The sequence below is a fragment of the Cryobacterium sp. Hh38 genome, from assembly GCF_004403235.1.
In the GTDB taxonomy this organism is placed as follows: domain Bacteria; phylum Actinomycetota; class Actinomycetes; order Actinomycetales; family Microbacteriaceae; genus Cryobacterium; species Cryobacterium levicorallinum.
Window position 1 is genome coordinate 1 of the sequence record NZ_SOHD01000047.1, and the last position, 9,829, is coordinate 9,829.

Annotated in this window: 12 protein-coding genes; 7 read left to right on the plus strand and 5 right to left on the minus strand. The window is 60.4% G+C overall.

Features of this window, described 5'->3' with window-relative positions:
• The first annotated feature begins 202 nt into the window (after positions 1–202).
• From E3T41_RS17195 to E3T41_RS19130, 3 genes are all read left to right on the plus strand, one after another.
• On the plus strand, positions 203–736 hold the full coding sequence (locus E3T41_RS17195) for a zeta toxin family protein (RefSeq protein WP_134479469.1): 534 nt from the start codon (positions 203–205) through the stop codon (positions 734–736).
• Between the two features lie 170 nt (positions 737–906).
• Positions 907–1,563 (plus strand): type A chloramphenicol O-acetyltransferase, encoded by a 657-nt coding sequence (gene catA / locus E3T41_RS17200; RefSeq protein WP_241991226.1) that lies wholly within the window; start codon positions 907–909, stop codon positions 1,561–1,563.
• 406 nt (positions 1,564–1,969) lie between these two features.
• Positions 1,970–3,232: a CoA transferase gene (locus E3T41_RS19130; RefSeq protein WP_370257987.1), complete on the plus strand. Its 1,263-nt coding sequence runs from the start codon at positions 1,970–1,972 to the stop codon at positions 3,230–3,232.
• A gap of 119 nt (positions 3,233–3,351) precedes the next feature.
• On the opposite strand, the gene E3T41_RS17210 is transcribed toward E3T41_RS19130, so the two are convergent.
• Complete coding sequence (locus tag E3T41_RS17210) at positions 3,352–3,789, minus strand: DUF1579 domain-containing protein (protein WP_134479472.1); 438 nt, start codon at positions 3,787–3,789, stop codon at positions 3,352–3,354.
• 201 nt (positions 3,790–3,990) lie between these two features.
• On the opposite strand from E3T41_RS17210, the gene E3T41_RS17215 reads away from it, so the two are divergent.
• Positions 3,991–4,242 (plus strand): PLDc N-terminal domain-containing protein, encoded by a 252-nt coding sequence (locus E3T41_RS17215; RefSeq protein ID WP_092342600.1) that lies wholly within the window; start codon positions 3,991–3,993, stop codon positions 4,240–4,242.
• Between the two features lie 378 nt (positions 4,243–4,620).
• On the opposite strand, the gene E3T41_RS18090 is transcribed toward E3T41_RS17215, so the two are convergent.
• The 3 genes from E3T41_RS18090 to E3T41_RS17225 all read right to left on the minus strand — a co-directional run bounded on the left by E3T41_RS18090 (position 4,621) and on the right by E3T41_RS17225 (position 6,597).
• Positions 4,621–4,818, minus strand: a complete 198-nt coding sequence (locus E3T41_RS18090) for a hypothetical protein (RefSeq protein WP_104081153.1) — start codon at positions 4,816–4,818, stop codon at positions 4,621–4,623.
• 586 nt (positions 4,819–5,404) lie between these two features.
• Positions 5,405–5,644, minus strand: coding sequence for a hypothetical protein (locus tag E3T41_RS17220; protein ID WP_092342623.1), 240 nt, complete (start codon positions 5,642–5,644; stop codon positions 5,405–5,407).
• Positions 5,645–5,760: 116 nt separating this feature from the next.
• Entirely contained in the window at positions 5,761–6,597 is an 837-nt protein-coding gene (locus E3T41_RS17225) for a sigma-70 family RNA polymerase sigma factor (RefSeq protein ID WP_134479473.1), read from the minus strand.
• 85 nt (positions 6,598–6,682) lie between these two features.
• Between E3T41_RS17225 and E3T41_RS17230 the strand changes: the two genes are divergently transcribed.
• The gene (locus E3T41_RS17230; protein ID WP_134479474.1) at positions 6,683–7,051 is read left to right on the plus strand and encodes a DUF1801 domain-containing protein; all 369 of its coding nucleotides are present in this window, start codon (positions 6,683–6,685) and stop codon (positions 7,049–7,051) included.
• A 187-nt stretch (positions 7,052–7,238) separates the two neighbouring features.
• A complete protein-coding gene (locus E3T41_RS17235) occupies positions 7,239–8,213 on the plus strand; it encodes an NAD-dependent epimerase/dehydratase family protein (protein WP_134479475.1) in 975 nt (324 codons plus the stop codon).
• 115 nt (positions 8,214–8,328) lie between these two features.
• Here E3T41_RS17235 and E3T41_RS17240 read toward each other — a convergent pair whose 3' ends face one another.
• Complete coding sequence (locus E3T41_RS17240; protein WP_134479476.1) at positions 8,329–8,835, minus strand: GNAT family N-acetyltransferase; 507 nt, start codon at positions 8,833–8,835, stop codon at positions 8,329–8,331.
• Positions 8,836–8,924: 89 nt separating this feature from the next.
• Here E3T41_RS17240 and E3T41_RS17245 point away from each other — a divergent pair, with 89 nt between their 5' ends.
• The gene (locus tag E3T41_RS17245) at positions 8,925–9,782 is read left to right on the plus strand and encodes a S66 peptidase family protein (protein WP_134479477.1); all 858 of its coding nucleotides are present in this window, start codon (positions 8,925–8,927) and stop codon (positions 9,780–9,782) included.
• The last annotated feature ends 47 nt before the right edge of the window (positions 9,783–9,829 follow it).

Sequence of the window (9,829 nt, forward strand, 5' to 3'; positions counted from 1 at the left end):
ATAACTGGTGCCAGCGTGGTGCCTGTCATTATTGTTCCATTCGATCACCGTGCCCACCGGGCGTTCGTTGCTTCGTTACCGTACCGACCGAACCGGGGAATTTCCAGGCTGTGCACTCCGTTTGAGTTGCCCGGTCATCGTTTGGCTTAAGGGCTCCCTAATACTGGGCGGTCCTGGAACAGATCGCCATTAACGTTGTGTGATGACGACCTCATCGCTACGCCCTGTCCTGGTCGTTCTCCGCGGCAACTCCGGGTCTGGAAAGTCGACGGTCGCTCGGGGCGTCCAAAAGCGATTCGCCGCCGGCGAATGCGCGCTAATTGAACAAGATTATTTTCGTCGAACGGTGTTACGAGAAGGCGATGTTGCCGGCGCACTCCACATCGATCTCATGGAGCAAGCAGTATCGACCTGTCTCAAACGAGGCCTCGTCGTTATCGTCGAAGGCATCCTGAATGCCACACGCTACGAATCAATGCTTAAACAGCTCAGTCTCGAGATGACGGGGACCACCCTTTTCTACGCATACGATCTCACCCTTGCAGAGACGTTGAGCCGGCACGTAACGCGTGCGAAGTCAGTCTCGTTTGGCAGCGCCGAGATGAAGGACTGGTACCACGGCTGGCAGCCATTGGCCTTCGTCTCCGAAGCGCGAATCGATTCGTCATGGGCTGAGAAAGCGACAATTGATCGGATATCGTCCGATATCGCAGCGGCGCGAACTACCGGCCCCTAACGTCCTCGAACGTCCCGCAAAGGGTTCCACTTACGGGCAACTTGCTCCGCGAATCGACTTGAGCGGAATCACGCTTTAACGCGCCCGCTGGAGGTCCGGCTTACGGGCGCTCAGTATTCGGTTGTGGCGACTGGACCGTGGGGAAGGTCGGGATGGGGGAAGATGCTTTTGTGGACCACAAAACACCCCTTGACCTAGCCACCTGGCCGCGTCGGGAACATTTCGACCATTTCCGAACCCGTGTTCCGTGCACGTACAGCGTGACGGTCCAGCTCGATGCGACCTGTTTTGTAGCCGCGCTGCGGAATGCCGGCAGAAAAATCTATCCGGCACAAATCTGGGCGATCGCCTCCGTCGTGAACAATCACGAGGAATTTCGGATGGCTGTCGATAAGGAGGGCCATCCGTCGATTTGGAATGTTGTGCATCCGGCGTTCACTGTGTTGAATCCCGACCGCGAGACCTTCGCGAGTGTCTGGGCCGAATATAACCAGGATTTCTCACAGTTCTACGAACAGGCGGTGGCGTTGCTGTCGACACATCGAACGGCGACCACAATGTTTCCTCAAGGCGACGTGCCAGAGAACATCTTCGACATCTCAAGTCTGCCCTGGCTGTCGTTCAGTGGATTCGAGCTGAACATCGCGCACGGACACGACCACTACCTGCCTATCTTCACTCTCGGTAAGTACGTCGAGCAGACGGGGCAAGTGACACTCCCATTCACCCTGCAAATCCATCACGCTGCCGCGGACGGGTTCCATGCCGCCCGCTTCATCAACGAGCTTCAAGAGATTTTCGACACCTCTGCAAACTGGCTTGCATAAGTTCAGACACCACTTCCCGCAAGGGGTTCGGCAAACGGACACTTCTGCTGACGACCGCGCATTCGTGTCCGGAGGTCAACGGCGACTCTGACGGGAGCCGCCACCGTTAAAGCTGACCTATCGACGGCTCTAATCCGTGCCTAATTGCTCGGCCTCAGCGTCGCCAATTGCAACCCGTGCCGTGGGGATAAAGTGGGGTTCACCGATGACCGTTTGGCTCCACGCCCACGTGAACGGTCGAGGGTGTGGGAGGCAACCGATGGGAACCTTCCTCAGCACGTTCCTTTCCGATTCCGCGGAACTTCCGGAGCTAACGAATCGGGTTCGTTCAGCCGGACCCGTGCCGCTTTCGTCGCCACTGCCAGTTGCGGATCTTGCCGCAGACAGCATCGCGGCGACCAAGCTCATGGCCTCGTTGCTGCACCTTGTCCGCACGGGAGTGCGTAATCCCAAAGCGAGCGAAGTTCCGCAGGTGAGCATTGCGCCGCAACTCGTCGCCGGCGCCTACCGGAGCGACCAACTGTTCCGATGGAACGGGAACCCCGCTCCAGCGTGGGCACCCTTGTCCGGATTTTTCGCCTCCAGCGACGGCTGGGTTCGCACTCACGCCAACTATCCCCATCACGAAGCAGCTTTGCGCTCACTTCTGAGATTGGACGGTTCCGCTTCCGCCGAGGCTATAGCGCACGCGATTTCGCACCGCAGCGCTCTCAGTCTGGAGGATGAAGCCGCAGACTCAGGTGCGATCATCAGCGCGGTTCGCAGCCCGAGTAGTTGGAGAGGACATCCTCAAGCTCAAACCCTGGCAGCGGAACCCTTTATTCGCCTGGTACAGCAGGGCGAAGACTCGGGCCTCCAAAGACGGGGGTCGGCTGACAGTTACGCGCCGCTGGAGGGCGTTCGGGTGCTCGACTTGACCCGGGTCATAGCCGGGCCGGTGGCCACTCGCAGTCTCGCGTTCTTCGGGGCAGATGTCCTGCGCATCGACAGCCCTGGCATGCCGGAACTCCGTTGGCAGCACCTGGATACAGGGCAAGGGAAGCGCTCCGCGCTCCTTGACCTCGGTTACAAACCAGATCGAGACTGCCTCGAACAGCTGCTGACAGACGCCGACGTTGTTGTCACGGGATACAGGCCGAACAGCCTCGGCCGGTTCGGTCTCTCGCCGGTCGAACTTCACAACCGTCATCCAGGGCTCGTTATCGGCCGGGTTAGCGCGTGGGGGCGAAGCGGCCCCTGGGCCGAGCGTCGTGGATTCGACAGTATCGTTCAAGCAGCCAGCGGCATCGCCCAGATCCACGCAAACGGCACCGGCAGACCAGGTGCCTTGCCCGTCCAAGCCCTGGATCATTCCGCCGGGTACCTACTTGCCGCCGGGATCATGTCAGCACTTCGCCGGCGGCACCTCGACGGGCACGGGTGGACCGTCGACATTTCACTGGCCCGGGTCGCTCAAGAGCTACTCGCCCAGCCTCACTCCGCACCAACCGAAGTCGGCCCCTACGAGATCCAAACCGTGAACACGGAAACGCCAGGAGGAACCGTCACCTGTGCCGCACCCGCGATCAGCATCAGCGGCGGTCCGAATCGCTACAGATCGATCGGCCGCCCGTGGGGAGCAGACCAACCGGAATGGGCTGAGCCACGAGCGTCCAGCGTCCAGCGATAACTCCCACTCGGAAGGTGCGCCATCGGCCGCTCCAGCATTGCGAAAGCAGCCCGCAGGAGGTTCCCGTATGACACAGAGCTAGGCAGACTTACCCACCGTTGGAAGCCGTTGGTGCTCGATCAGTTGATGCGACTAGCGGTGCGGTCGCAAAGCGGTAGCCATACGTCAGCGGGTTTCCACTCCCAGGCGATCTCCTGGTTGCGACCGTCTTCGCCAAATCGATACGTTGCACGCTCGTGCTCGCCCGTCAGCGTCCAAGTATGACCGTCGACAGTCAGAGTGTAATCGCGTGCGAAGCCGTGATTCTCGACCGTTCGGGCGAAATAGCGGCCGGCTTCAGCGTCCCAGCCCATCAGACTAAGTGTGTCGAACGGACCGTTCGCGCGCTCATCTTGCACGATGAAGTAGTTGCCCGAATGCCACCGGGCGGAGTGGATGCTGTTCCACGGACTCGCTCCCGCATGCGGATTATCCAGCGACTGCTCGTCACCACCATAAGAGGTGCCCTCGGCATGCCAGTCACCCAGAAAAACTGCCAACTCTTCATGCTCAGCCATGATTCAACCCTACGTTCGGGAGCCAAACCGGGCAATCCTCTGAGGTGGTCGGTGACGGATTGCCCGACCGGATGTCGGCGGTTTAGGCGTCAGCGTACCCGTTGAGCCTTCCGGTTACGGGCTGCCCACGCATAACACAGGGCTTGACCGTTGCCGCCGGTACCGTTGCCGCTCGCAGAACCTCCGCCGTAAGCTGACGACATGGGCAACTCCATTAATCCAATCATTCCCGTCGGGTACGACATCGCGTGGACTATGTTCTCGGTTCTGGTCATCGCCCTAGCCGTCGTAGCACTTGTCTCGATGGCTCGAACCGCTAAACGCCTTACCTCAGCGCAAGCCATGATCTGGGCGCTCGTGACGATCTTCGTACCGGTCGTCGGTCCGCTGGCATGGCTGTCTATAGGACGTCGATCAGGTCTCGCCCAGGTGCAGCCGAACACAGATTTGTAGCCGTTCCGCAGCAGCGAGAGCACCGTGTCGCGTAGGACGCAGTGTCTTCCAAAAACCTCCGACGTCTGGCGGAGGGTCTGGCGAATTCAGGCGTGTCTTCGCGTTCGTGTTCGATCTCTTAATTGTGCGCCCGCAAGACGTTCCGCTCGCGGTACGGGCGCAACTGGGCTAGTCGCGTGGTTTAGTCCCCATGAACTGAAAAGGATATCGGGAACACATCAACCCGAATGGCGACTACACCTGGAAAAAATCCCGCCACCCCGTCGACGGAAACAGCGATGACTTCGCCGACCCTCGGCGTGTTACGTATTCTGTTTCGTAAGCCGGCCCCTTGTACGGGACGAAACGTGGCCACCGCGGTGTTCTTCTTTAGATGGCCTACTTCTTTAGGTCTTCGTCATTTGTGTCCGCGAGTAGCAGATCCATCTGCAGATTCTTGGCCAGAGTATAAGCGCGGAGTGCTTGGGTTGCAACGAGTATCAATCGTCCAAGCAAAGCCAAAAGCACGAAGCAGACGATATATGCTGCGACTATTCCGGCCATTGCGGCGACGCCGTAGAAATTGTATGAATACATAATTCAACGCTAGTTGATAACGGCTTCCGAAATTTCAAGCCTGATGAATACTATTTTTTGCCCGGACTCGATATCGACGCTCTCGCAACAAAGCGGCGCTCTCTACTCGATGCGACTCGCGCCGGCAGCAAGGTGCAACGGATTGCCAATGAGTTAGTCGCTATCGAGCCGGGGCGCGGCTCGGCTCGGCTCGGCGAGAATCTCTCGCCCGTCACCTACACGACGACCGAGAGTCTCCCATCGCAAAGGACATCGCTCAAGGGTGGCTTGGCGAGGTGAACCGACCTGGACGAAGCGATATGCACCTGCACGGATGCCGATCCACTCCGGGCCTACACTAATCGCCCTCCAAGTTCCCAATGATCAAAGAGGAAAGACGCGCAACTTAGGAGCCCTCGTCCCGTATGGGGTTCCCTTGGGACACGGCTGCGGCTCGCTTGGTCGCGTGGTGGTTTGGCCCCGGATCCGTCGCACTGGAGGTCCGGCTTACGGAACGGCGGGATACAGCGGAGCGGGCGCGCTGAGGAAGGTCTCGCCGTGTAGTTTCGCAGAGGGCCGTGCGGTTCTTTGGGCGGCCGCGACCCGGTTAGTCGTCTTCGGGTGACGCAGCGAACGCCGTCTTGGTGGAGGAGTACCAGTCCATGGATCGTTTTGGGTGCTTCCAACGATCTTTCATATCCTTGTGCGCTTGCTCGTGGGTGGTGTCTCCGGCCTTGACGGCGTCTTTGAGGTGGCGGTCCTGGGCCTTGATGACCTCATCAGCAGTATTGCCGTGCAACGGTTCTTCGCACGGGCCGCCCAGCTGGCGGCAGGTCATTGTTTTCATCGACTCGAATCCTAACTGTGAACGCGTTGCCCCGTTTGAGGTTTGCTACCTGTATAACGATGCAACGCCAGCAAGTGTGACCGCTGACAACGGGTTCGATTGTTGCAGGCGGCCGGTCAGCTCCGCTGTTCTCCTGCGTCGCGGCGGATGAGGTGTTCCAAAACGGCCGGATCGGCGCGGAAATCGATCCGAGACACAACCCCGCCGACGACCCTGAAATCAAACGCGACCCGCGGCGAGCCACGATGAAACCAGGCCGCGCCCGGGCGGCCGTCGATGAACACCGGCAACGCGGCTTTGGCCGCGCCGTTGAACATCGTCGCGACGGCGCTCCGTCCTTCTATCCGGGTGGGGGTTCCCGCCGAGATCGCCGCTTCATCACCGGCGACCACCACTGCCGGCGCCAGCAGGGCCAAGAGCTGCTCAAAATTGCCCTGTCGTGCGGCGGCGAGAAACGCGTCCACGACTTCCCAGTCAGCTCGGCGGCGCTGCACGCCCTGCGGGCGGACCTTGCTACGCGCTCTCGAGGCGAGCTTGCGGGCGGCGGCGGGAGTGGTGCTGAGGATCGCGGCGATCGTGGAGAAATCAAAGCTGAAGCTGTCGTGGAGCACGAACGCGACCCGCTCGCTGGGCGTGAGGCGGTCCAAGACTACCTGGAGCGCAATGCCAACCGTGTCGGCCAGGGCAAGTGCATCTGCGGGATCTTCAATCAGCGAAGGGAAAGCCATGTCGTCGACCAGGATCGGTTTCGGGGCGCGCAGCCTGTCCAAACAGAGCCGCGTGGTCACCGTGGTCAGCCAGCCGGGCAGGTTGTCAATGACAGCCTCGGTGGAGTGAAGGCGCAGCCAGGTTCGCTGGACGATGTCTTCGGCCTCTGCGTTGTCCCGCAGGATCCGCCCGGCAATACGCAACAACCGGGGGCGCTCCCGCTCGAAAGCTGCAGTCTCGTCCATCCGCGTCACGCTTCCTTCCGGGGTCTCATACTATGGGTGACGTGCGGGCTGCGCCCGGTGTGACAGAGAGGTAGCGGAGATTCCGATGACGTCGATTGATGAAATCATTGCCGCGTTGGGTGGCTGGCGAGGCGATATGCGGGCCCGCATTCGCGGCTTGATCCTTGAGGCCGAACCGAACGTGGTCGAAGAGACCAAATGGAAGAAGACGACAAACCCGCTCGGCGTGCCGACCTGGAGCCTCGATGGGCTCATCTGCACCGGGGAGACCTACAAGGACAAGGTCAAACTCACCTTCGCGAAAGGCGCCTCGCTCGACGACGCGGATGAACTCTTCAACGCCAGCCAGACCGCCAGCGTGAGGCGAGCCATCGACCTACACGAGGGCGACAAGATAAACGCCACAGCATTCCAAGCGCTCGTCCGCGCAGCGGCAGCGCTCAACAAGTCATAGACGAGCGCACCCCGATCCTCGTTGGCTGCCCACGTGGATCGCTGTGATCGACCGGAAGAGGTTCGTCCTACGGGCGACCGCGGGATCACAGGATGATTGCCATCTCTGCGACGATGATCGTTAATAGGTCCTGCGCTCAGAGCGAATCAGGCATCGATTCATCTCGGCTGTGCGATTGACTGTCGCTATGACGCGCACACTTATTCTCGGAGGAACCGCCTGGCTTGGTCGAGAGATAGCCGAGCAGTCGGCTGTTCAAGGCCAAGACGTGACGTGCCTTGCTCGCGGTCTATCTGGAGCAGTCACACGCGGCGCGACATTTGTCCGCTCCGACCGGCGAGCACCCGGAGCCTACGATCTCGTCGCTGGTGAAGCGTGGGACGAAATCATCGAGCTGAGCTATGACGCGGATCTCGTCGCCGGAGCGCTTGAGGCTTTGGCCGGCAGCACTGCGCACTGGACCCTGGTCTCGTCCGTGTCCGTGTATGCGAGCAACGCTGAACCGGGTGCGGATGAGGACGCAATCCTCGTAGAGCCCTCTGACCTCGACGATTACGCGCACGCGAAAGTCGCCGCGGAACGCGCCACGGCTGCGTCGGTGGGTGATCGTCTACTCATTGCGAGGCCGGGCCTTATCGCGGGGCCAGGCGACCTGAGCGATCGTTTCAGCTATTGGGTATCCAGGCTCGCCGCGGCTCCCGAGGAAGCCGTCCTCGTGCCAAATGCTGATAATCGATACGTGCAGTTCATCGACGTTCGAGACCTGGCCGGATGGCTCATCAGTGCTGGACAGCGCGGCCTGACCGGCATTTACAACGCCGTCGGAAGCGAACATGAACTCGCCACGGTTCTGCTGACCGCCGCCCGGGTTGCAGGCCATACTGGCGAACTCATCTCCGCCGAGGATGATTGGCTGACCGCGCACAGCGTGAACTACTGGGCTGGCCCTCGTTCCCTCCCGCTATGGCTCCCTCGCAGCGACTCCGCCTTCGCCCGCCGCAGCCGCAGCCGCTTCCTCGCAGCGGGCGGAACCGAGCGAAACCTGCAGGAGACGCTCGAAGACGTGCTCGCGGACGAACGTGCCCGCGGACTCGACCGGGAACGCCGATCAGGCCTCACCCATCAAGAGCAGCGCCTTCTCCTCACCGAAATCAATGCGTAGAAACCTCGCGATGCAGAAATACTCAATCGTGCCCCGGACTCCACGGTTGCGAATCCCGCAGGGGGTTGGTCTAGCGACACCGTGAACAGGGCTCCCCGTCAGGGACGAAATAGGGCTATCGAGCGCAGTTCTGCTCGCGTGTAATTCTCCAACAACTCACGCCATCAGAATCGAATGGCAGTTCAATCATCCCCAACTTTGCTGCAACGCGTTTGGAGACCTCGTTCTCCTGCTCGATCGTCGCCGAGATCGAGTCCAGCGACGAGATGCGAAACACGTGGTCGAGCATGCCGATCCCGACTTCCGTTGCATAACCGTTGCCCCAAGCCTTCTGATGAAAGACATATGTGAGTTCATCGAAGTCTCGATCCGGCGCTCGAATCACGCCACAGTAGCCTACGAACTCGCCAGATCGCGCGTCGAAGACGGCCGAGGTGCCGTAACCGCGATCGACGTACTTTCGCTCGCAGATTTCGATCCACTGCGATACTTCGGGGCGGCTGAGGACGGTCCCGTCCCCGACAAATCGCATCACGTTCGGGTCCGCGCAGAGGGCTGAGAAGTCGTTGAGGTCGTCGTGGCGAAACTGTCGCACCGATAGATGTTCGGTCTGGAATAACATCGGACCAGCCTATCCACGCCCGCAGGTCGTTCTTTTTAGCGGGCGTTATGAACGTGCGTGGCGATTCGATCCTCTGATTCAATGACTGGATGCGCACATTCACTAACGTCCCCAAGGCCACTGTCGGCGATCGAGTCGCGATCCTATCCCCGGCGTTTGCGGCTCCTGCGGTGTCCGAGGCCGTTCACGAGCAGGCGATGCGACGCCTCACAGAAGTTACTGGGCTTGTGCCGGTTGAGTATCCGACGACACGGCAGCTCGGCGCGAGCGCCGAGGCGCGAGCTGCCGATATTGAGGCGGCGTTCGCTGATCCGAGTATTCGGGCGGTTCTTGCAACGATCGGAGGGGATGATCAGATCACCGTCATCCCACACATCGACACCGACATCCTCGCCTCAAACCCTAAACCGTTCCTCGGATACAGTGACAACACGAACCTGCACAACCTTCTCTGGAACCTCGGGGTGCCCAGCTACTACGGTGGCTCAACACAAGTTCACCTCGGACCAGGCCCGCATGTCGATGACGTGCATGTGGCTTCACTGCGTGCGGCGCTTCTTGACGGAGGCATTATCGACCTCACCGATCCGGGCGAGTCCGAAGACTTCGGCATCTCGTGGACTGATCGCCGCGCTCTAGAGGAGTTCGGTATTCGTGAACCGACCGAACCGTGGGCATGGGCGGGCGCAACAACGGTGGCCGAAGGTCCAACGTGGGGCGGATGCATCGAAGTCATTGATCAGATCGCTCTCGCCAATCGGATGCCCGACGTCGCCGACCTGGACGGGGCGATTCTCTTGCTCGAAACGAGCGAGGAACTTCCAAATGCCGACACCGTGAAGCGTTGGGTGAGTGCCTTGGGCGAGCGAGGAGTTCTCAATGCCGTGGCCTTGCCCCCGGTTAGTGGACACGGGTTAAGCGGCGAGTTGAACTTCCGCGGTCTGTGACGAGTATTGCAGTTCGAAGTCGACGGGACTGACATCTCCGATTGAGG

Coding starts and splice junctions, on each gene's coding strand:
- E3T41_RS17210 (WP_134479472.1), bottom strand. CDS start 3,789: ATGGCTGAGCATGAAGAGTTGGCAGTTTTTCTGGGTGACTGGCATGCC.
- E3T41_RS17230 (WP_134479474.1), top strand. CDS start 6,683: ATGACGTCGATTGATGAAATCATTGCCGCGTTGGGTGGCTGGCGAGGC.
- E3T41_RS17235 (WP_134479475.1), top strand. CDS start 7,239: ATGACGCGCACACTTATTCTCGGAGGAACCGCCTGGCTTGGTCGAGAG.
- E3T41_RS19130 (WP_370257987.1), top strand. CDS start 1,970: ATGGCCTCGTTGCTGCACCTTGTCCGCACGGGAGTGCGTAATCCCAAA.
- E3T41_RS17245 (WP_134479477.1), top strand. CDS start 8,925: ATGCGCACATTCACTAACGTCCCCAAGGCCACTGTCGGCGATCGAGTC.
- E3T41_RS17195 (WP_134479469.1), top strand. CDS start 203: ATGACGACCTCATCGCTACGCCCTGTCCTGGTCGTTCTCCGCGGCAAC.
- E3T41_RS17240 (WP_134479476.1), bottom strand. CDS start 8,835: ATGTTATTCCAGACCGAACATCTATCGGTGCGACAGTTTCGCCACGAC.
- E3T41_RS17225 (WP_134479473.1), bottom strand. CDS start 6,597: ATGGACGAGACTGCAGCTTTCGAGCGGGAGCGCCCCCGGTTGTTGCGT.
- E3T41_RS17220 (WP_092342623.1), bottom strand. CDS start 5,644: ATGAAAACAATGACCTGCCGCCAGCTGGGCGGCCCGTGCGAAGAACCG.
- E3T41_RS17215 (WP_092342600.1), top strand. CDS start 3,991: ATGGGCAACTCCATTAATCCAATCATTCCCGTCGGGTACGACATCGCG.
- E3T41_RS18090 (WP_104081153.1), bottom strand. CDS start 4,818: ATGTATTCATACAATTTCTACGGCGTCGCCGCAATGGCCGGAATAGTC.